General features: G+C 73.4%; 23 protein-coding genes. 8 read left to right on the top strand and 15 right to left on the bottom strand.

Annotation, left to right across the window (positions count from 1 at the left end):
• The 7 genes from AB0L25_RS26000 to AB0L25_RS25970 all read right to left on the bottom strand — a co-directional run.
• On the bottom strand, positions 1-1001 hold a 1001-nt coding region (locus tag AB0L25_RS26000), incomplete at its 3' end, for a maltotransferase domain-containing protein (protein WP_500175285.1).
• A 133-nt stretch (positions 1002-1134) separates the two neighbouring features.
• Positions 1135-1893: a copper homeostasis protein CutC gene (locus AB0L25_RS25995; RefSeq protein WP_500175284.1), complete on the bottom strand. Its 759-nt coding sequence runs from the start codon at positions 1891-1893 to the stop codon at positions 1135-1137.
• The gene (locus AB0L25_RS25990; RefSeq protein ID WP_500175283.1) at positions 1890-2837 is read right to left on the bottom strand and encodes an asparaginase; all 948 of its coding nucleotides are present in this window, start codon (positions 2835-2837) and stop codon (positions 1890-1892) included. Before AB0L25_RS25990 ends, AB0L25_RS25995 begins: the two co-directional genes overlap by 4 nt.
• An 8-nt stretch (positions 2838-2845) precedes the next feature.
• Positions 2846-3709: an amino acid ABC transporter permease gene (locus AB0L25_RS25985; RefSeq protein WP_500175282.1), complete on the bottom strand. Its 864-nt coding sequence runs from the start codon at positions 3707-3709 to the stop codon at positions 2846-2848.
• On the bottom strand, positions 3706-4350 hold the full coding sequence (locus AB0L25_RS25980; RefSeq protein WP_500175281.1) for an amino acid ABC transporter permease: 645 nt from the start codon (positions 4348-4350) through the stop codon (positions 3706-3708). The genes AB0L25_RS25985 and AB0L25_RS25980 overlap by 4 nt, the downstream gene beginning before the upstream one ends.
• Positions 4351-4389: 39 nt before the next feature.
• The gene (locus AB0L25_RS25975; protein WP_500175280.1) at positions 4390-5319 is read right to left on the bottom strand and encodes a glutamate ABC transporter substrate-binding protein; all 930 of its coding nucleotides are present in this window, start codon (positions 5317-5319) and stop codon (positions 4390-4392) included.
• A 50-nt stretch (positions 5320-5369) separates the two neighbouring features.
• Entirely contained in the window at positions 5370-6098 is a 729-nt protein-coding gene (locus AB0L25_RS25970) for an amino acid ABC transporter ATP-binding protein (protein WP_500175279.1), read from the bottom strand.
• A 116-nt stretch (positions 6099-6214) separates the two neighbouring features.
• Here AB0L25_RS25970 and AB0L25_RS25965 point away from each other — a divergent pair, with 116 nt between their 5' ends.
• Positions 6215-7372: an ROK family protein gene (locus tag AB0L25_RS25965; RefSeq protein ID WP_500175278.1), complete on the top strand. Its 1158-nt coding sequence runs from the start codon at positions 6215-6217 to the stop codon at positions 7370-7372.
• On the opposite strand, the gene AB0L25_RS25960 is transcribed toward AB0L25_RS25965, so the two are convergent.
• Positions 7369-7707 carry an STAS domain-containing protein gene (locus tag AB0L25_RS25960; RefSeq protein WP_500175277.1) on the bottom strand — a complete coding sequence of 113 codons (339 nt, stop codon included), beginning with the start codon at positions 7705-7707 and terminating at the stop codon, positions 7369-7371. The two genes, AB0L25_RS25965 and AB0L25_RS25960, sit on opposite strands and share 4 nt — an antisense overlap.
• Before the next feature lie 273 nt (positions 7708-7980).
• Between AB0L25_RS25960 and AB0L25_RS25955 the strand changes: the two genes are divergently transcribed.
• The gene (locus AB0L25_RS25955; protein WP_500175276.1) at positions 7981-8253 is read left to right on the top strand and encodes a sulfurtransferase TusA family protein; all 273 of its coding nucleotides are present in this window, start codon (positions 7981-7983) and stop codon (positions 8251-8253) included.
• On the opposite strand, the gene AB0L25_RS25950 is transcribed toward AB0L25_RS25955, so the two are convergent.
• Entirely contained in the window at positions 8250-8546 is a 297-nt protein-coding gene (locus AB0L25_RS25950; protein WP_500175275.1) for a ferrous iron transport protein A, read from the bottom strand. The genes AB0L25_RS25955 and AB0L25_RS25950 overlap by 4 nt on opposite strands.
• A 174-nt stretch (positions 8547-8720) precedes the next feature.
• Between AB0L25_RS25950 and AB0L25_RS25945 the strand changes: the two genes are divergently transcribed.
• Positions 8721-9677 (top strand): DNA polymerase domain-containing protein, encoded by a 957-nt coding sequence (locus AB0L25_RS25945; protein WP_500175274.1) that lies wholly within the window; start codon positions 8721-8723, stop codon positions 9675-9677.
• Positions 9678-9803: 126 nt separating this feature from the next.
• Here the strand turns inward: AB0L25_RS25945 and AB0L25_RS25940 are convergent, their stop codons facing one another.
• Both AB0L25_RS25940 and AB0L25_RS25935 read right to left on the bottom strand, forming a co-directional pair.
• On the bottom strand, positions 9804-10916 hold the full coding sequence (locus AB0L25_RS25940) for a hypothetical protein (RefSeq protein ID WP_500175273.1): 1113 nt from the start codon (positions 10914-10916) through the stop codon (positions 9804-9806).
• Between the two features lie 95 nt (positions 10917-11011).
• Positions 11012-11839, bottom strand: coding sequence for a hypothetical protein (locus AB0L25_RS25935; protein WP_500175272.1), 828 nt, complete (start codon positions 11837-11839; stop codon positions 11012-11014).
• Between the two features lie 219 nt (positions 11840-12058).
• Between AB0L25_RS25935 and AB0L25_RS25930 the strand changes: the two genes are divergently transcribed.
• The 3 genes from AB0L25_RS25930 to AB0L25_RS25920 all read left to right on the top strand — a co-directional run bounded on the left by AB0L25_RS25930 (position 12059) and on the right by AB0L25_RS25920 (position 13451).
• On the top strand, positions 12059-12427 hold the full coding sequence (locus AB0L25_RS25930) for a hypothetical protein (protein ID WP_500175271.1): 369 nt from the start codon (positions 12059-12061) through the stop codon (positions 12425-12427).
• 49 nt (positions 12428-12476) lie between these two features.
• The gene (locus AB0L25_RS25925) at positions 12477-12857 is read left to right on the top strand and encodes a roadblock/LC7 domain-containing protein (RefSeq protein ID WP_500175270.1); all 381 of its coding nucleotides are present in this window, start codon (positions 12477-12479) and stop codon (positions 12855-12857) included.
• Positions 12858-12965: 108 nt separating this feature from the next.
• Complete coding sequence (locus AB0L25_RS25920; protein ID WP_500175269.1) at positions 12966-13451, top strand: VOC family protein; 486 nt, start codon at positions 12966-12968, stop codon at positions 13449-13451.
• 84 nt (positions 13452-13535) lie between these two features.
• On the opposite strand, the gene AB0L25_RS25915 is transcribed toward AB0L25_RS25920, so the two are convergent.
• A complete protein-coding gene (locus AB0L25_RS25915; protein ID WP_500175268.1) occupies positions 13536-14372 on the bottom strand; it encodes an undecaprenyl-diphosphate phosphatase in 837 nt (278 codons plus the stop codon).
• Between the two features lie 287 nt (positions 14373-14659).
• On the opposite strand from AB0L25_RS25915, the gene AB0L25_RS25910 reads away from it, so the two are divergent.
• Positions 14660-15631: a GlnX family signal transduction membrane protein gene (locus AB0L25_RS25910; protein ID WP_500175267.1), complete on the top strand. Its 972-nt coding sequence runs from the start codon at positions 14660-14662 to the stop codon at positions 15629-15631.
• On the top strand, positions 15628-16890 hold the full coding sequence (locus AB0L25_RS25905) for an ABC transporter substrate-binding protein (RefSeq protein ID WP_500175266.1): 1263 nt from the start codon (positions 15628-15630) through the stop codon (positions 16888-16890). Before AB0L25_RS25910 ends, AB0L25_RS25905 begins: the two co-directional genes overlap by 4 nt.
• Positions 16891-17012: 122 nt before the next feature.
• Here AB0L25_RS25905 and AB0L25_RS25900 read toward each other — a convergent pair whose 3' ends face one another.
• From AB0L25_RS25900 to AB0L25_RS25890, 3 genes are read right to left on the bottom strand one after another with little or no spacing between them, the layout of a single operon-like run.
• Complete coding sequence (locus tag AB0L25_RS25900; RefSeq protein ID WP_500175265.1) at positions 17013-17528, bottom strand: isoprenylcysteine carboxyl methyltransferase family protein; 516 nt, start codon at positions 17526-17528, stop codon at positions 17013-17015.
• A gap of 4 nt (positions 17529-17532) precedes the next feature.
• Positions 17533-18594, bottom strand: a complete 1062-nt coding sequence (locus AB0L25_RS25895) for a type III polyketide synthase (protein WP_500175264.1) — start codon at positions 18592-18594, stop codon at positions 17533-17535.
• A 52-nt stretch (positions 18595-18646) separates the two neighbouring features.
• On the bottom strand, positions 18647-20452 hold the full coding sequence (locus tag AB0L25_RS25890; RefSeq protein ID WP_500175263.1) for a thiamine pyrophosphate-requiring protein: 1806 nt from the start codon (positions 20450-20452) through the stop codon (positions 18647-18649).
• Positions 20453-20520 lie beyond the last annotated feature (68 nt).

Genomic DNA, 20520 nt, shown 5'->3' with positions numbered 1-20520 from the left:
TCGGGATGCTGCTGCACCCAGGGATGGTCGGGGGAGCACTGCAACGCCAGATCGAGGGCCACTTCCAGGCCGTGGTCGTGGGCGTGGGCGACGAAGGCATCGAAGTCGTCGATCGTGCCCAGATCCGGATGGATCGCGTCGTGGCCGCCGTCTGCTGATCCGATGGCCCAGGGGGATCCGGGGTCGTAAGGCCCGGCGTCCAGGGTGTTGTTGGGGCCTTTGCGGCCGGTGACGCCGATGGGGTGGATGGGGGGCAGGTAGACGACGTCGAAGCCCATTTCCGCGATGGCGGGGAGCCGTTTCATCGCGGTGCGGAAGGTGCCCGACATCGGGGGGCGGCGGCCCATCGGGTCGAAGGTGGCGCCTTCGGATCGCGGGAAGAACTCGTACCACGCCCCGTAAAGCGCCCGCTCCCGGTGGACCATCATGGGGAACCACTCCCCGGCCGTCACGAGGTCGCGCAGCGGGTGACGCTTCAGGACGTCCCGGACGGTCGGGTTGCCGGCGGCCTCCAAGCGTTCGACGGGCTCGACGTCATCGTCGGACATCAGCTTCACCAGGCGCGTCAGCGTCCGCCGGTCCTTGGCCGGGACGTCCCGCGCGGCCCGCTCGAACAGCCTCGCGCCTTCGGCGAGCATCAGTTCGACGTCCTGGCCGCGCGGGATCTTGATCTGGGCGTCGTGCCGCCAGTGCGCGATCGGATCGCCCCACGCCTCCACCCGGAACGACCACAACCCGGGCTCGGTCGGCGTCACCAGCGCCGCGAACCGGTCCGTGCCCGGGGCGACCTCCCGCATCCGCGCGGGCGGGCACTCCTCGCCGTCCGGCGTCCGCAGCACCACCGCGGCGCCCAGCATCTCGTGCCCCTCGCGGAACACCGTCGCCGACACCTCGAACGTCTCGCCCACCACCGCCTTGGCGGGCCACCGGCCGCACCCCACGACCGGCTCCACGTCCATGATCGGGACGCGCCCCAGCTCGGCCTCCAGCTTCACCTGCATTGCCCGCTCCCGGTGCCGACGGCGATGGTCCTAGGCATCCATGCCCCGTCCGCAAGTCCCGCCCATCGTCAACTCGTCAAGATCATGACAAGAGATTGCCCAAGCCGCGGCAATCGGGGCGAGCGGGAGCGGATCAGCCCCGGACGGGCGATTCCGCGGCGCGCATCACCGCGCCGATCCCCGTGCCGCTGGTGACGAGCCGCCGGTACTCGGGCTGCCGCAGCTCGCCGCCCATGAACGGGTGCGGGTTGCGGTGCACGGCCGGGCTCGGCTCCTCCGCGAGCGCCGCGAAGTGCACCTCGCGGGCGCCGGTCGCCGCGACGACGCGGGCCGCGTTGCGGTCGGTGATGCCGCCGCCCGGCATCACGATGATCCGGTCCCCGGCGCGCCGCACCAGCTCGGCGATGAGCGGGGCGCCTTCGAGCGCGCTGACGTCCTGCCCGGACGTCAGCACCCGGTCGACGCCCAGCTCGACGAGCGTCTCGAGCGTCGCGAACGGGTCGGCGGCCATGTCGAACGCCCGGTGGAACGTCACCGACAGGTCGCCCGCCGCCGCGACGAGCCGCTCCGCGACGGGCCGGTCGACCGCGCCGTCCGGGGTCAGCGCGCCGATGACGACGCCGTGCGCCCCGGCCTCCCGGACGAGCGCCACGTCGTGCTCCATCGCCGCGACCTCGTGCTCGTCGAAGATGAAGTCGCCGCCGCGCGGCCGGATGATGACGTGCACCCGGATGGACGAGACCGCGGCGAGCGCGGCGCGGACCGTCCCGAGCGTCGGGGTCAGCCCTCCCTCGAACAGGGCCGCGCACAGCTCCACGCGGTCGGCGCCCGCCTTCTCGGCGGCCACGGCGCCCGCGACGCTGTCGATGCAGATCTCGTAGGTGAGACTCACTGACTTCCTTCCGAAACGGTGCGGATCTCCCCGACCCGGCGGCCTCCGCCGAGGACCGGGACGGTGCCCAGCCCGGCGGCCGGGGCGATGTCGGCGCCGAGCGCGGCGAGCGCGCTCAGCGCGATGGCGGTGGTGGCGCGGGGGCTGCCGTCGATGACCTTGACCGCGACGGCGTGGCCGTGCGCGGTGGCGGCCACGAGGACGCCCTCGGCGCCGCCCTTGGCGACCGAGCCGGGCAGCGCCCGCATCAGCTCGGTGTTCACGTGCCCGGTCCCGCCGACGTACTCGGGGTGGGCGCGCATGGCGTCGGCGACCGCGCGGCGCGGCCCGTCCTGCGCCCGGACGAGCGACTGCGCGGCGCGCGCGAGGCCGGTGAGGGTGAGGCCGAACAGGGGCGCGCCGCAGCCGTCCACCGCCACCGGGGACGGCTCCTCGCCGGAGCAGTCGGCCATCGTCTGCCGCACGAGCAGCTGCAGCGGATGCCCGGGGTCGAGATAGGTGTCGGTCGGCCAGCCCGCGGCGACGCACGCGGCGAGCATCGCGGCGTGCTTGCCCGAGCAGTTCATCCGCTCGCGCGACTCGCCCTCCCCGGCGCGGATCAGCGCGGCCTTCGTCGGCTCGTCCTCCGGCCAGGTCGGCGGGCACCGCAGCGCGCCGGTGTCCAGGCCGGCGTCGCCGAGGATCGCCTCGACGGTCTTCAGGTGGAAGTCCTCGCCGGTGTGGCTGCCCGCCGCGATGGCGAGCCGCTCCCCGGCCAGCGGCGCGCCCGCCGCCAGGCACGCGGCGGCCTGGAACGGCTTGGTCGTCGACCGCGGCAGGACGGTCTCCTCGGGGTTCCCGCGGATGTGGGCGAGGGAGCCGTCCGGGGCGAGCCCGGCGACGCTGCCGTAGTGGAGGCTCTCGGCGAAGCCGTTGCGCACGACCTCCGCCAGCACTTCGTACATCGATCTCCTCAGCTCGTCTTCACGACGGGCGCGCCCGGCGCGGCGTCGCGGACGGCGCGGGACGGCCGGGTCCGCTGCCGCGCCTCGAGCGTCCGCGCGATCTTCGACAGCGTCGCGTTCACCACCAGGTAGATCAGCGCGACGATCAGGTAGGTCTGGATGAGCAGGTGGTTGTAGTTCGCCAGCACCTTGCCGCTGTAGAGCAGCTCGGCGTAGCTGACGACGTACCCGAGCGAGGTGTCCTTCAGCAGCCCCGCCGACTGGCTGACCAGCGACGGCAGCACCCGGCGGGCGGCCTGCGGCAGGACGATCAGCCGCATCGCCCGGCCGCGGGTCAGCCCGACCGCGAGGCCCGCCTCGAGCTGGCCGCGCTCCACCGACCGGATGCCGGCCCGGAAGATCTCCGCGAACGCCGCCGCGTTCGACACCGCCAGCGGCACCACGAGCTTCCAGAACAGCGGCATGTTCACGCCGTAGCGGGGCAGCGCGAACAGCACGACGTACACGAGCAGCAGCGCCGGGATCGTCCGGACGACCTCGACGTACGCGGCGGCGGGCCAGCGCAGCCAGCGGGACGGCGACGTCCGGCCGAGCGCCAGCACGATGCCGCCCGCCATGGCGAGGGCGATCGCGACGACGGCGGCCTTCGCCGTGGACAGCAGCCCGTCCAGCAGGTACCGCCACATCGGCCAGGTCCCGAACGGCTCCCAGCGCTCGGCGGCGAGCTGGCCGTTCTCGGCGAACTGCCGCAGCGCCAGCGCGACGAGCGCCGCGCCGACCAGCAGCGTCCCGGCGGTGGTGATCCGGATGCGGCGCCGGGCGCGCGGCCCCGGATCGTCGAACAGCAGGCGCGAGGTGGGGGAGGAGCTCATCGCAGGATCGCCAGCTTCCGTTCGAGTGCCCCGGTGACCAGCCCGAACACGGCCGACAGCGCCATGTAGAGCAGGCCCGCGGTGACGAAGATGTAGATCGGCTGGGCTTCGGCCAGGTTGACCCGGTTCGCGGCGGCGGTCAGCTCCACGACGCCGATCGCCGCCGCCATCGCCGTGTTCATCAGCGTCATGATCGCGATGGTGCCGAGCGGCTGGATCGCCGTCCGCAGCGCCTGCGGCAGCACGATCAGCCGCAGCGACTGGACGAACGTCAGCCCGAGCGCCCGCGCCGCCTCGCCCTGCCCGGCGGGCACCGCGTTGATGCCCGACCGGATCGCCTCGGCCATGTACGCCCCCTGGTAGAGGGCGATGACCACGACCGCGCTGGTGAACAGCCCGGCCATGACGCCGATCTCGGGCAGCCCGAACACCGCGATGACGAGCCACACCAGCAGCGGGATGTTCTGCAGCGTCTCGACGTAGGCCATCCCGGCGGCGCGCAGCACGCGCACCGGGCTGACCCGCATCGCGGCCACGACGATCCCGGCGGCGAGCGCGCCGGCGAGCGCCAGCAGCGTCAGCTCGACGGTCATCAGCAGCCCGTCGCCGAACTCCGAGAGGTGGTCGGTGATGACGTTCATGGCAGGGCCTTTTTCACTGGGGTCTCGGCGGGCGGGAGGTCAGGAGCCGGGCACGGACCCGATCGCGGGCGGCTCGGGCGCCTCGCCCTCGACGACCGTCCCGATCGAGTTCTTCCAGACCTTCGCCCACAGGCCCGACTCCTGGATCTTGCGGAGCCAGTCGTTGACGAACGTCTTGAACTGCTCGTCGCCGTGCTTCAGCCCGATCCCGTACGGGTCGGTGGTGAACGGCTCGCCCTGGATCTTGATCGAGGTGTCCTGCTTCGCGGTGGCGAGCAGGACGGCCTGGTCCTGGACGTACGCGACGCCGCGGCCCTGCTTGAGCGCCTGGACGCACTCGGGGTCGCTGCCGAACGTGACGATCTTCGCGTCCGGGGCGGCCTTCTCGATCGCCGGGATCGCCGGGGTGTTGGCGCCCGCGATGACCGTCTTGCCGTTCAGGTCCGCCGGGGTCTTGATGCCGGTCTCGTCCGCCTTGGTGGCGATGACGAGGCCGGAGCTGTAGTACGGGCCCGCGAACGCGACCTTCTCGGCGCGCTCGGGGGTGATGCTGTAGGTCTGCAGGACCACGTCGACGGTGCCGTTGGAGATCAGCGCCTCGCGGGTCTCCGACGCCGAGTTGACGATCTTCACCTTCGGCTCGCCGATGATGTACTTCGCGAGCAGCTTCCCGAAGTCGGCGTCCAGTCCCTCGACCTGGCCGCTGACCGGGTTCTGCTGGGACAGCAGCGGCGCGTCGAGCGAACCGCCGACCAGCAGCTCCCCGCGCTCCTTGATCTTCGCCATCGCGGAGCCGGCCGGGATGTTCTCGGCGACCGGCGCGGACGCCAGCAGGTCGTCGGTCTTGCCGCCGCCGGCGCCCGGGACGGCCGGGTCGGAGGAGTCGCCGCAGGCCGCGAGGCTCGTCAGCGTCAGCGCGGCGACCGCGGCGACCGCCGCCCGCCGCATCCCCGCAGGGAAACGCACCATGATCTGGAACCTTTCTCGGAGGCGCGCGGGAGCGCGCCGGAATGGTGTCGCTAGTGGCTGAGGACCTTGGCCAGGAAGTCCCGGGCCCGGTCGCTGGCGGGGGAGTCGAAGAACGCGGCCGGCGTGCCGGACTCGACGATCTCGCCGTCCGCCATGAACACGACGCGGTCGGCGACCTTGCGGGCGAAGCCCATCTCGTGCGTGACGACGACCATCGTCATGCCGTCGCGGGCGAGACCGGTCATGACGTCCAGGACCTCGCCGACCATCTCCGGGTCGAGCGCGGAGGTCGGCTCGTCGAACAGCATCGCCTTCGGCCGCATCGCGAGCGCGCGGGCGATCGCGGCGCGCTGCTGCTGCCCGCCGGACAGCTGCGCGGGGAGCTTGCCGGCCTGCTCGCCGATCCCGACGCGGTCGAGCAGCTCGCGCGCGGTCCGCTCGGCCTCCTCGCGGGAGACGCCGCGGACCTTCGTCGGCCCGAGCGTCAGGTTCTGCAGGACGGTCTTGTGCTGGAACAGGTTGAACGACTGGAACACCATGCCGACGTCCGCGCGCAGCCTCGCCAGCGCGCGTCCCTCGGCGGGGAGCTCGCGGCCGTCGATGCGCACGCTTCCGCCGTCCGGCGTCTCCAGCCGGTTCAGGCACCGGCAGAGCGTGGACTTCCCGGACCCGGACGGGCCGATCACCACGACCACCTCGCCCTTGCCCACGTCCAGGTCCACGTCGCGGAGCGCGATGTGGTCGCCGAAGCGCTTGTGCAGGCCGCGAACCTCGATCATTCGGTCACCTACGATCCAACTTCCTTCGATATCGAAGCCAAACAGGAAGATAGAACGTGAAATCGACGTAAGTCAACGCGTTGCTGTACCAAGTTCGCGCATGCTATCTATCTGGGGTGCGCAACAGCAGAGACGACGGACCGGCGGGGCTCCTGCGGCTGGTGGCCACCGGTCAGGCGGAATCGCGGGCCGAGCTGGCCCGGCTCTCCGGCCTCGCCGCCTCCAGCGTCTCGCTGCGGGTCGAGCAGCTCCTCGACGCCGGGCTCTTCGCCGAGGAGGGCGCCGGGGCCTCGCGCGGGGGCCGGCGGCCCCGGCGCCTCCGGCTCGCCCGGCAGGCCGGCGTCTTCCTGGTCGCCGACCTCGGCGCGCACCACGCCCGGCTCGCCGTCGTCGACCTCGCCGGCGCCCCCCTCGCGCTCTCCGACCTGACCTGCGACATCGCGGTCGGCCCCGAGAAGACGCTCACCGGCGTCATCGACGCGCTGCGCGCCCTCGCCCGCGCGCACGGCCTCGGCGACGTCCCGGTCCGCGGCGCCGGCATCGGGCTGCCCGGCCCCGTCGACCCCGCCACCGGCCAGGTCGTCTCGCCCTCCCGGATGCCCGGCTGGAACGACTTCCCGGTGCGCGACTTCGTCACCGCGCAGGCGGGCGTCCCCGCCCTGGTCGAGAACGACGCCAACCTCATGGCGGTCGGGGAGCACCGGCACTCCCGGCCCGCCTGCGACAACCTCATGGTGATCAAGCTGGGCAGCGGCATCGGCTGCGGCGTCATCGTGGACGGCCGGCTGCACCGCGGGCGCGGCGCCGCCGGCGACATCAGCCACGTGCGCATCCTGTCCGAGGCCACCGTCGACTGCTCCTGCGGCCACCCCGACTGCCTGGAGGCGCACGCCAGCGGCGCCGCCCTCGCCGCCGCGCTCGCCGCGCAGGACATCGCCGTCGAGCACCCCGGGGAGATCGTCGACCTCGTCGCCGACGGCGTCCCGCAGGCGACCAGCGCCGTCCGCACCGCCGGCCGCCTCATCGGCGACGTCCTCACCGCGCTGGTGAACTTCTTCAACCCCGACGCGCTGATCATCGGCGGCAGCCTGTCGAACGCCGAACCGCTCGTCGCCACGATCCGCGGCGTCATCTACGAGCGCTGCCTGCCGCTCGCCACCCGCAACCTCGAGATCGACACGTCCGCCGCGGGCCGCGACGCGAGCATCCTCGGCGCCGGGCACCTGCTCCTCGACGCGTCCGACGACTGGATCGACCGCGCCCTCGACCGCTAGGGGCGAACTGGCGCCAGCGCCTCCAGCGCCGTCGCGATGTCCGGGGCGATCGCGACCCGCCGCTGCAGCCCCGCGACCTCGCTGATCCGCCGGACGACCCCGCGCGGCGGCAGCACGACCCACATCGGCACGCCCAGCTCCGTCGCCCGCATCTGCGACCGGGTGATGACGTTGAGCCCGCTCGAGTCGCAGAACGTGCAGTTGCTCAGGTCGATGATCAGCGCCGGGACGCCGGAGTCGAGGAGCGCGACGGCCTGCCGGAGGATCGCCGCGCCGTTGGCGAGATCGACCTCGGCCGGGAACGTCAGCGTGCCGCAGGCCTCGGTGCTCTCCACACGCGCAACTCCAAGTTCCATGCCTCGCCCCAGACGTCCGTGGACCTCGACCGAATGACAGCGGGGGTGCGTCACCTGCGACTGTAAGCGGCGTAACTGGACGAAACCTGAAAGAGGAGGTCAAGTCTGAGTGGGCGATCACCCATAATCACGAGGATCCCGTTAAGAAGAAGTTCGTTGCTAGATGCGTAGTCTGTGCCGAAAGCGTGGATCGTCGGTCTCGTCGCCCGCGTTCACCGCGTGCTGCTAACCTCGCGCCGAGACGGGAGGACGATGAGCGAACCGGTGGTCATCGACGGCGGCGACCGCGCCTGCGTGCGCCTGCTCCTCGAACTCCGCGGCCGTCTCGCGGACCTCCCGGCCGGAACGGTCGTCCACCTCATGGCCACCGACCCGGCGGCCCCCATCGACATCCCGGCCTGGTGCCACCTGACCGGGCACGCCTACCTGGGACCGCTGGACGGCGCCCCCACCCCCACCTACGCGCTCCGCGTGGCCGAGAACGCCGTCCCCACCCACCCGGAATCCCCCTGGCGGGCGGGTTAGCCTTCCGGCACCAGGTACCGGCCCCAGATCTGCGCCTTCCGGTACGGCCCGTCGCCCGCGCCGTCGTACTGCGGTTCGTCGAACACGACCCAGTACTGGAGCTCTCCGGGCAGCGCCCGCGGATGCCCCACGGGCTCGGGCTGCCCCAGGGAGTCGATCGTCCCGGAGAACTCGTCCCGCCAGGGGCCGTCCCAGTCGCGATCACGGACGACCCGGACCCGCGCGCCCGCGGCGAGCGCCCCGCCCGCCCGCTCCCCGCCTTCCGGCCGTTCGCCGTCCCGCCCGTTCGACATGCCCCCATCCTCGCGCAGTCCCGGGCTCGCGACGCCGGGTCGGCCCGCCGCACGGCCCCGGCCGCGTGGCCCGCGCGGCGCCGTCCATGGAGAAACGAGCCGGTACGTACCCGTTCCTCCCGTTCGTCCGTGCGCGGGTGTGACGGCGGCGCGGCGCCGTGCGAAGCTGGACGGGTGAGCGCTGAGGAGGAGCGGGACGGGGTTCGGCTGACGAACCTCGACCAGCCGCTGTTCCCGGGGGCGGAGGCGAGCAAGCGCGACCTGGTCGACTACCTCGACGCGCTCGCGGACCGGCTCGTCCCGCAGTTCGCCGGACGCCCGCTGTCGGTGGTCCGCGTGCTGCGCGGCCAGAAGCCGTTCATGCAGAAGAACCTGCCCAAGTACACGCCCGACTGGGTGCGGCGCGTGACGCTGTGGGCGGAGTCGTCGCGGCGGGAGGTGTCCTACGCGCTGTGCGAGGACCGCCGGACGCTGCTGTGGTTCGCCAACCAGCGCGCGGTGGAGTACCACCCGCCGCTGATGCGCGTGGACGCCCCCGACCGCCCGACGCACCTGGTGCTCGACATCGACCCGCCGGAGGGCGGCGGGTTCGCCGTCGCCGCGCGGGCCGCGCACCTGGTCCGCCGGGCGCTGGACGACTCGGGGCTGCGGGGCGCCGTCAAGACGAGCGGCGCCAAGGGCGTGCACGTGTTCGTCCCGCTCGACGGCGGCGACCCCGTGGAGGACGTCGCCGCCGCCACGCGGGCGCTCGCCGCCCGCGCCGAGCGACTCGACCCCGGGCTCGCCACGACCGCGTTCATTCGCGAGGACCGCGAGGGCCGCGTGTTCCTCGACTCCACGCGGGCCGGGACCGGGACGGTCGCCGCCGCCTACAGCCCGCGCATCCGCCCCGGCACGCCCGTGTCGTTCCCCGTGCCGTGGGACGACCTGGACGCCGTCGACCCCAAGGCGTTCACCCTGCGCGCGGCGCTCGGGCTGATCGGCGACGGCGACCCGTGGGCCGCGGCGATGCCCGCCCCGCAGGGCCTGCCCGCCGACCTGGTCGAGGAGGGACGCGCGATCCCGGTCGCCCGCGTCCAGGCGATGCACGAGGGCAAGCGCCGCGCCCGCGCCCGCCGCACCGGCGCCTGACCGACGCCCCGGCTCCGGCCCCCGGACCGCTGCGACGACCCGACCGTCCCGCACGTCCGCCCGGACGGGCGCCGGCCGGCACCGCGATCACCCGAACCCGCTCGCGCACCCGCGCGAGGGCGGGTGTCAGGGGAGGTGGCGGCGGAGCCTGCGGGCCCGGCGGCGGATCGGGGACTCCTGCAGGTGCAGCTCCGCGAACGCGAGCGCGGCCTCGGCGCCCGCGGCGGCGGTCTCCTCGGGCGTCGGGGCGCGGTCGCCGTCGCGTTCGGGGACGTAGGCCAGGTCGTCGACGTCGCCGACGACGACGGCGCCCGTGCCGGGCAGCGCGGCGACGTCCTCCCGGCTCCACCCGGCGACCCGCTCGCGCCACTCGGGCGGGACGACGACGCGGCCGCCGCGCCGGTCGCGGGTCTGGAACCGCTCGGTGACCAGCTGCCGGACGCGGTCCGCGCTGCGGCCCGTCCAGGACTGCTCCCGCATGACGTCGTTCAGGCCCGCGACGACGAGGGTCTCGGGCGCCGTCAGGCCGGTGTGCGCGACCCCCTCCTCCCGGACGGGCGGGACGTCCGCGAGGCCGGGCAGGCCGATCGCCCGGACGAACCGGCGCCAGAGCAGCTCGGGCGGACGGCCGGGTGACGTGACGACGGTGACCCGGGACGCCCCGGCGGCGGCCCAGCGCCGGACGAGGCCGCTCAGCGTGAACGCCCGCCAGATGTGCGCGTCGAGCTCGTTCTCGACGTGGTCGGGGCCCTTGTCGCGGTGCGCGGCGAGGCCGCCGAGGTAGCCGCCGAAGGTGGTGCTGCGGCCGTTGCGGATGTGCTGCTGCCAGAGCGACGGGAGGGCGCGGCCGAGGCTGCGGGCCGTGACGACGACCTCCACGTCCGCCGTCCCGAGCGACTCCAGCAGCCGCCGGACGGCCGGGCCGCGCACGACCGACAGGGCCTCGGCCGACAGCAGCACCGTCCCGGGCGACTCCCGCACGTCGTCCCGCAGGGCCTCCCAGCCGGGCGCCTCGCGGGCCGCGCGGCCCTCCGACACCCACGGGTACTCGGTGCCGAGCAGGCCGTAGCTCGACCATTCGTGGTTGGCGACGGTCCGGCGTCCGCGGTCCCAGTCCGGCGGGATCGGGTAGCGGACGCCCGCGTCCGCGAGCGTCTCGGCGTTGGTCTGGAGCATGTGCTGCAGGAAGGTCGTGCCCGACTTCTGCAGGCCGATGTGCAGGATCAGCTTGGACGCCACGGACAACTCCCTCGTGGAGACGGCGACGGCAATCATCGCATCCGAAGGGGGGCCCGCGCGGCACGGGAGGGGTGCGGAGCTGCGGGAACGTCCCGCTAGCCGTGCGTGCGGCGGCGCCGCCGCGGCAGCTCCCCGGGCGCGCCGAACGCGCCGTGCGGACCGGACGGGACGTCGGGCGGGACGGGGCGCGGCGCGGGCACCGGCGGGGGAGCGGGCGCCCGGTCGTCCGGGCGGGCCTCCTCGACGAGGCCGTCCTCGTACAGCGTCGCGAGGTCGGCGAGCACGGAGAACAGGCCGCGTCCGAGGGCGAACGCGATGTCGCGCGGGGTGCGGCGGCCGTCCGCGTGGTCGAGGACGGCCCGGCGGCCGCCGCCGGCGGGCGCGTGCCGCGCGGCGGCGGTGGCGCGCGGGCGGCTGCGCGCCGACAGCGGCGCGGTCCGCGGCACCAGGCTCCACGCGTCCAGGGCGGCCAACCGCCGCCGCACCTCCCGCGCGACCCGGTCGGCGGGCAGGCCGGGCTCGGCGGACAGCAGCGGCGGCGTGTCGCCGGTCCCGTCGGGGACGGCCGTGCACGTGCGGACGCCGCCGAGGGCCATCGCGAACACCGCGTCGACGAGGGCCGTGCGGGTGACGACCTGCAGCCCCGCGGCGCCGAGCAGGCCGCGCCGGACGAGCTCGTCCCCGAGGCGCCCGTGGGGCGCGCCGGCCGTGAACGCGGCCGTCCAGTCGTCCTCGGAGATGCGGCCGGAGCGCAGCAGCAGCGGTTCCGGGCCGGGCGCGGCCGGGGTGGCCGCCGCCACGACGAGCCCGTCGCGCATCGCGACCGTGCCGCCGGGCGAACCGTCCACGCGCAACGTGCCGGTGAATCCGCGGCCGCCGCGCCGCTCGAGCGCGGACGGCAGGATTCCTGCGCCTCTGGTCATCGTCCCTCAGCTCCGGAAACGCCCGCGCCGGCGGGCGAAGGTTACTTACGGTGAGATGTCGCGATCGTCGGAAACAACCCGTATCGAGTGTGCGGACATTCCGCTCTCCAGGATGATCTCCAAGATAGATTGTTGTCCGAAATAGGTGATATGCCGCAGTCGGGGGACGCCGGACCGTTCTCCGTGCGCGCCGCGCCCAAGGGACGACGGAAGGGCTCCATGAACATCGAGACCGCGCTGAAGGAGGCCATGGCGATCGACGGCGCCATGGGCGCCGCGCTCGTCGACTACGACAGCGGGATGACGCTCGGCGCGTACGGCGGCGGGCAGGGGCTCGACATGGAGATCGCCGCGGCGGGCAACACCGAGGTCGTCCGCGCCAAGATGCGCACCCTCGAGTCGCTCGGCATCGACGACACCGTCGAGGACGTCCTCATCACCCTGCACCGGCAGTACCACCTGATCCGCCTGCTGGAGCGCGGCGGACCCGCCCGCCTCTTCCTCTACGTGGCGCTGGACCGCGAGCGGTCCAACCTGGCGCTCGCCCGTCACCACCTGCGGCGCATCGAGGGCGAGCTCAGCGTCTGAGCGGCCCGCCGGCCCGGGGACCGGCGGCAACGACACGAGGGGGACGGTCATGCGGGAAACGGTGCTCGCCGAGCTGCGGGCGCTGCGCGACGAGGTGATGGGGGCGACCGACGCCGCCGTGGCGTCGTCGGACGGGATGCTCATCGCCGCCGACACCGGCGACGTCCGGCCGGACGTGCTGGCGGCGATGGCCGCCGCCGCGCTCGGCCTCGGCCGCAGCACGAGCGACGAGGTGGGCCTCGGGGAACTGCGGGAGGTCGTGACCCGCTGCGGGCGCGGCCACATCGTCGTCTACGCGGTCGGCGAGAAGGCGCTGCTGGTCGTCCTCGGCGACGAGGGACTGGACGTCGCGGACCTGCACCTGCGGTCCCGTCCGGCGGTCGAACGGCTCGCGGCGATCGTCCGGCGGGACGGCGTCGCCGCGGGCTGAGGGCCTCCGGCGCGCCGCGCACCCGGACCGGATCCGGTGCGGGCGGACGCGATGATTCCTCGCCGCGGGGCAGGTCTCCACTGGAGACGCCGCAACGAGGAGGTAGCGATGGTCGCCAAGGGTTTCACCACGTGCCTGTGGTTCGACGGGCAGGCCGAGGAGGCCGCGAACCACTATGTCTCGATCTTCAAGGACTCCAGGATCGGGCAGATCATGCGCGCTCCGGAGGGCACTCCGGGCGCCACGCCGGGCCAGGTCCTGACGGTCGAGTTCGAGGCCAACGGGCAGAAGTTCGTCGGGCTGAACGGGGGCCCGCTGTTCACGTTCAACGAGTCCATCTCCTTCGAGGTCCGCTGCGCGGACCAGGAGGAGGTCGACTACTACTGGAACCGGCTGCTGGAGGGCGGCGGCGAGGAGAGCCAGTGCGGCTGGCTCAAGGACAGGTTCGGGGTGTCCTGGCAGGTCACCCCGGAGGAGCTGATCCAGATGTTCCTCGACCCCGACCCGGCGAAGACGGCCCGCGTGAACGAGGCGATGATGTCGATGCGCAAGCTCGACCTTGCCGCCCTGCGGAAGGCGTACGCCGGCGAATGACCTCGCGAGCGATCGCCCGGACGGCCGCGAGACGCGTGCGCCCCGGGCCCGACGCAGGGCCCGGGGCGCAGACGCGTCTCCCGCTCAGCTCTCGATGACGCCGCCGCCCAGGAGGCCGAACAGCAGCAGGCCGATCACGACGCGGTAGATCACGAACGACGTGAACGAGTGGCTGGCCACGAACTTGAGCAGCCACGCGATCGAGGCGTACGCGACGATGAACGACACGACGGTGCCGACGAGCAGCGGCATCACGCTGTTGCCGGTGCCGAGCGCGCCCGGCAGCTGGTAGAGGCCCGCGCCGCTGAGCGCGGGGATCCCCATGAAGAACGACAGCCGGGTCGCGGCGACCCGGTCGAGGCCGAGCAGCAGCCCGGTCGAGATCGTCGCGCCCGACCGGGAGAACCCGGCGAACAGCATCGCGAGGATCTGCGACGAGCCGACCAGCATCGCGTCCTTGAAGCTGGTGTCGTCCTCCCCGCGCTTGTGCCTGCCGTAGCGGTCGGCGAGCCACATCACGACGCTGCCGCCGATCAGCGATCCGGCGACCACCCACAGCGACGCGAGCGGACCCTCGATCAGCGGCTCGGCGGCGAGGCCGACGGCCACGACGGGAATCGTGGCGAAGATGACCCACCACCCGAACTTGTAGTCGTGGTGGTACCGCTCGGACGGCTTGACGAGCCCCGTCCCCCAGGCCTTCACGATGCGGAGGATGTCCTTGAAGAAGTACACCAGGACGGCGGCGATCGCCCCCACCTGGATCACGGCGGTGAAGCCCACGACCGACTCGTCGTCCACCGGGATGCCCATCAGCCCCTCGGCGATCTTGAGGTGGCCGGTAGAGGACACCGGCAGGAATTCGGTCAGGCCCTCCACAATGCCGAGGACGATGGCCTGGCCTACGCTGATCGCGCTCACGTGACTCGTTTTTCCCTCTCATGCCCGGTTACGCGCCGTGAGCCTATCGCCGCCGCACGGGCGAAACCCGCATATCGGCCGCGCGTTATCCCACCGGCCACCGGCTGTTCACCCACTGGACGACGGCTCATTACGCCTCGATCAATCGATCGTCAAGCATAAATGCCGCCGAACCGGCGGCCCCGTCCGCTTATCATGCTCGCGTGTCGCTCGCCCTGGCTCGTTCCCGCGCCGTTCGCAGGGAATGGAGCACGCCGCGCTGGCTAACGTCCATGCTGGCAATTTCCGTGGGTATCGCCCTATTGTTCTGGATCGTCGCGACGAGCGTGCTCGTCGGCGGCCAGTCCGCGGTGGAATCCGCGCGGGAAAAGGGCGTTCCCGCGTACATCGGCGCCCGGACGGCCCACGCCGCGCTGTCGGACGCCGACCGGGCCGCGTGGCAGAGCTTCCGGTCGGGCGCCGCGCAGCTCACCGGCCCCGGGCAGCGGTTCCGCGACGACATCACCACCGCGGGCGACAGCCTGTCGCGCATCGCCGAGGTCGACGTCGGCGGCGAGACCGGGCGCGACCTGCTGCGGTCGGTGAACGCGCAGGTCGTGACGTACCAGGGCCTCGTCGAGCAGGCGGACGCCACCTACCGCAAGGGCCTGGAGGAGCTCGGCTACGCCTACCTCACCTACGCCTCCCGGATGCTGCACGCCGACGGCGGGCTGCTCGACCGCATCGACGAGATCGCCGAACGCGACCGGCGCGCGGTCGACGAGCGGCACGGGTCGTTCTGGGTCACCGACGCCGCCGTGGCCGCCGTCTGCCTGCTCGCCGCCGCGCTCCTGGCCGTCCTCGGGTACGTGCAGGTCGCGATGGCCCGGCGCTTCCGCCGCGTCCTCAACCTCCCGCTGCTCGCCGCGTCCGTGCTGCTGCTCGGCCTGACGGCCTGGTTCGCGGCCACGTTCCTGCGGGTCGGCGACTCGTTCGCCGCCGCGTCCGAGCGGGCCCTGCCCGCGTTCGACCGGACGATCCAGGCGCAGATCGCCGCGGCCGACGCGGGCGCCCGGGCGCTGCGGGAGGACCGGCCCGCCGCGGCCGAGGGCGGGCTCGACCTCGCGGCGGCCGAACGCGCGCAGCGTCCGCTGACGGCCCGGTTCGGCGGCGCGACCGACACCGGCGGGCTCGTCGCCGGGCTCCCGGCGGGCACCGCCGCCGTCGCGGGCCTCGCCGCGCTGGGGATCTGGCTCCGACTCCGCGAGTACCGGAGGTGACCGTGCGTCCGTCGCCCGCCCGCGCCCTGTGCGCCCTCGTCCTGCTGTGCGCGGCCGCGCTCACCGCCTGCGGCGGCTCCGGCGGCGACCGGACGGTCACCGTCCTGGGCTCGTGGACGGGCGCCGAACACGAGGCGTTCGGCGCGATGCTGGCCGAGTTCGAGCGGGAGACCGGCATCGACGTGAAGTACACCGGCACCCGCGACGCGCGAGCCGTGCTGGCCAGCGAGCTGCACGACGGGCACCCGCCCGACACCGCCGTGCTCGCCAACCCCGGCGACCTGCGCGCCTACGCCGCCGACGGCCACCTGCACCCCGTCGGCTCCGCGTCGCAGGGCATCGCCGCCGGGCTGACCACCGCCGCCGGCCCGGACGGCGGCCGCCGCCCGTACGGGATCGTCCTCAAGGCGTCGGTGAAGAGCCTCATCTGGTACGCCCCGGACACGCTGCCCGGCGGGCTCGCCGAACGCCTCCGCGACCCGTCCCTCACCTGGGACGACCTCGCCGCCGCCGTGTCGGGGACGGCCGACGCCCCCTGGTGCCTCGGCCTCGAGGACACCTCGCAGTCGGGCTGGCCCGGCACCGACTGGATCGAGGACCTCCTGCTCCACCTGTCCGGCCCGGAGGTCTACGACGACTGGGTGGCCGGGCGGCTCGCCTGGACGTCGCCCGAGGTGCGGCGCGCGTGGGAGGAGTTCGGGACCGTCGTGCGGGACGCGCACGGCGGGAACGGCGGCATCCTCCTCACCGGCTACGGCGAGGCCGGGCACGGGATGTTCGCCGACCCGCCCGGCTGCCGCTTCGACCACGCGGGCTCGTTCATCCCCGCCTTCTACGCGCAGGCCGCGGGACGCCCGGAGCCCGGCCGCGACTTCGACTTCGTGCCGTTCCCCGGCCGGGGCACCGTCGAGATCGGCGGCGACCTGCTCGGCATGTTCCGCGACACGCCCGCCGCCCGCCGCCTCGTCGCGTACCTGACCTCGGAGGAGGCGCAGCGCACCTGGATCGAGCGGGCCGGGTCCGGCGCGTACTCCCTCAACCGGGACATCCCGCCGGGCGACTATCCGGGCGACGTCCCGCGGCGCATCGCCGGGCTGCTCGCGGGCGCGGAGACCGTGCGGTTCGACGCGTCCGACTCCATGCCGAGCGTCATGGCCGCCGCGTTCAACCACGCCGTCCTCGAGTACGCCGCCGAACCGGGCGACGAGCGCCTCGACGCGATCCTCACCGCGCTCGACAAGGTCCGCCGCACCGCCTGACCGACGCCTGGAGCGGAGCTCTGCGGAGCGGAAGGCGTCGGTCAGGCCGCCGTTCCGGGGGGGTGTGGGGGGGCGTCCCCCCACAATGACATCGTTCGACGCCTGACCGCGGCGTCCCGGGGCTACGCGCGCGGTGCGGTGCGCAGGGCGGCGTTCTCCACGCGGACCCGCGTCCGCAACAGCCCCAGGTTCACGACGGTGAACAGCGTCGCCGTCAGCCAGGCGGTGTGGACGAGCGGCAGCGCGACGCCCTCGGCGACCACGGCCGCGTAGTTCGGGTGCGGCATCAGCCGGTAGGGGCCCCGGGCGACCAGCGGCAGCCCCGGCACGATCACCACCCGGGTGTTCCAGCGCCGGCCCAGCGTCGCGATGCACCACCAGCGCAGCCCCTGCGCGAGGACGGCGACCGCCAGCATCGGCCAGCCCAGGGCGGGGACGAACGGGCGGCCGAGCAGCCACACCTCCAGCAGCGCACCGGCCAGCAGCCCCGCCTGCACCGCGACGATCCCCGGGTAGTGGCCCCGCCCGTGCTCCACCCCGCCGAGGCTCCGCGCCCACGCGAGGTTCCGCCGCGCGACGACCAGTTCGGCCAGCCGCTCCAGCGCGACGAGCCCGATGAGCAGCGCGAACCAGGTCACCGGGTCACCAGCGCAGCAGGACGAGCTCGGCGGAGAACCCGGGGCCGAGCGCCATCAGGACGCCCGGGACGCCCGCGGCCGGTCGGCGTTCGGCGATCGTCCGCTCGAGCACGTTCAGCACCGACACCGACGACAGGTTCCCCGCGTGCCGCAGCGACGCCCACGTGACGTCCAGCTCGCCGCCGTCGAGCCCGAGGACCTCGCCGATCTTCTCGATCACCTTGGGGCCGCCGGGATGGCACACCCACGACGGCACCGCGTCCCGGGACAGCCCGTGGTCGCGCAGGAAGGCGTCCACGTCCCCGGCGAGCTCCTTCTCCACGAGGTCGACGAGGTCGGCGGCGAGCACGATCCGAAACCCGTGCGCGCCGACCTCCCAGCCCATCAGCCGCCGGGTGTCCGGGTACAGGCGGCTCCGGGACGCCACCACCCACGGGCCCGCGGCGCCGTCGGGCGGCCGCCCGGCCGTCCGGTCGTCGCCGAGCGCGACGGCCGCCGCGGCGCCGTCCCCGAACAGGCCGCTGCCGACGAGGTTGGGCGCGGTCACGTCGCCGCGCTGGACGGTCAGCGAGCACAGCTCCACGCACACCAGCAGGGCCGCGCCGTCCGGGCGGCCCCGCAGGTGGTCGTTGACCCGGGCGAGGCCCGCCGCCCCGGCGGCGCAGCCGAGCCCGAACACCGGGACCCGCACGACGTCCTCGCGCAGCCCGACGCGCTGCGCGATCGTCGCGTCCAGCGACGGGGTCGCCAGCCCGGTGGACGAGCAGAACAGCAGGTGGTCGATGTCGGACGGGGCGAGCCCGGCGGCGTCGAGCGCGGCGCGGGCCGCGCGTTCGCCGAGGTCGGCCGCCCGGTCGATGTAGGCGTCGTTCGCGGCGGTGAAGTCGGCGAGCCGGTCGTACTCCTCGATCGGCAGCGCCAGGTTGCGGCCGCCGACCTGCGTGTTGGTGTGGAACCGGGCCAGCAGCCGGGGGTCGGCGTCGGTCCGGGCCGCCACGGCCTCGGTGATCTCGTCCTGCGCGTAACGGTGCTCCGGCAGCACGGTCCGCACCGCGGTGACCCGCATGGCCGCCTCCCCCCGATGGCGCCCGGCCGGGCCCGCACCGGGCCCGGGTGTCCTAGTCGTGCTTGCGTCCGGGCAGGTTCTCGTACATGTCGGTGAGCTTCTGCCGGAAACCGCGGGCGGCGATGCCGACCTTCTGCGGATCCTTGATGCCGGCCTTGACGGTCTTCTTGGCCTGCTCCTTTGAGACGTGCGGCGGGATCGGCGCGATCTCGTTGTCCACGACGAACTCCAGGACGACCGGCCGGTCACTGGAGAGGGCCTCCTGCCACGCGCTCTTCACCTTCTTCGGCGAGTCGCAGTAGATGCCCTTCAGGCCGCACAGTTCCGCGTACTTCGCGTACGGGAAGTCCGGGATGGACTGCGAGCCCTCGTACTTCGGGTCGCCGCCCATCGCCCGCTGCTCCCAGGTGACCTGGTTGAGGTCCTGGTTGTTGAAGACGCAGAAGATCAGCGGCGGCGAGCCGCCCATCCGGTCGGCGTACCGCTTCACCGTGAGCATCTCGTTCATGCCGTTCATCTGGAACGCGCCGTCCCCGACGAACGCGATGACCGGACGGTCCGGGAAGGCGAACCGCGCGGCGATCGCGTACGGGACGCCCGGCCCCATCGTCGCGAGCGTCCCCGACAGCGACGCCTTCATGCCCTCGCGGATCTTGATGTGCCGGGCCCACCAGTTCGTGCCCGAACCGGAGTCGGCGGTGAGGACGGAGCCGTCCGGCAGCAGCGGCGACAGTTCGTGCGCGACCGCCTGCGGGTTGATCTTGCCGTCGAAGCTCTGCCGTGCCCGCTTCTCCAACACGGTGTCCCAGGCGCGGACGTTCTTCTCGATCTCCCTGCGCCAGGAGCGGTCCTTCTTGCGCCGCAGCAGCGGGATCAGCTCGCGGAGCGTCTCCTTGGCGTCGCCGACGACGTGCGCGTCCATCGGGTACCGGATGCCGATCATGCGGCCGTCGATGTCGATCTCGACGCCGCGGCAGCTGCCCTCGTCCGGCAGCCACTCCGCGTACGGGAAGCTGCTGCCGATCATGAAGAGGGTGTCGCAGTTCGTCATCATCTCGTCGCTGGCCTTCGAACCGAGCAGCCCGATCGGTCCGGTGACGAACGGCAGGTCGTCCGGCAGGACCTCGCGGCCGAGCAGCGCCTTGGCGACCCCGGCGCCGAGCAGTTCCGCGACCTCGATGACCTCCTCGCGGGCGTCGGCCGCGCCCTGCCCGATGAGCATCGCGACCTTCTCGCCCTCGTTGAGGATGTCGGCGGCCTTGCGCAGCTCCTGCGGGTTCGGCAGGACGCGCGGCCGGCTCCACCCCACGCTGGAGTACACCGAGCCGTGCTCCTTCGGCGGCGACGGCATCGCGTCCGCCTCCTGGACGTCCTCCGGGATGATGATCGTCGCGACGCTCCGGGTGGTCAGCGCCGTCTTGAACGCCCGGTCGATCACGTGCCGCATCTGCCCGGGGTGCATGACGATCTGGCAGTACTCCGAGACGTCGGAGAACAGGTCCTCGAGGTTCACTTCCTGCTGGTAGTGGGTGCCCTGCGCGAGCCGCTTCTGCTGCCCGACGATCGCGACGACCGGCTGGTGGTCCAGCTTCGCGTCGTACAGGCCGTTGAGCAGGTGGATCGCCCCCGGACCGGACGTCGCCACGCAGCAGCCGACCTCGCCGGTGAACTTCGCGTGGGCGCAGGCCATGAACGCCGCCATCTCCTCGTGGCGCGTCTGGATGAACTCCGGTCTCCCCTCGGCGCGGTCGAACGCGCCCAGCAAGCCGTTGATGCCGTCTCCCGGATATCCGTAGACCCGCTCGATGTCCCACTCGGTCAGGCGCTGGAGGACATAGTCGGCTACCTGCTGGGCCATGATCTCTTACTCCCCCGATCGTCGTCGCTGGCTCCGCACCCCGTCTCCACCTCCCGAGTCCCCGGGGA

This window comes from Spirillospora sp. NPDC052242, from assembly GCF_040679555.1.
Classification (GTDB): domain Bacteria; phylum Actinomycetota; class Actinomycetes; order Streptosporangiales; family Streptosporangiaceae; genus Spirillospora.
The sequence above is the reverse complement of the archived record's forward strand: the minus strand, read 5'-3'. Positions and strand labels throughout refer to the sequence as shown.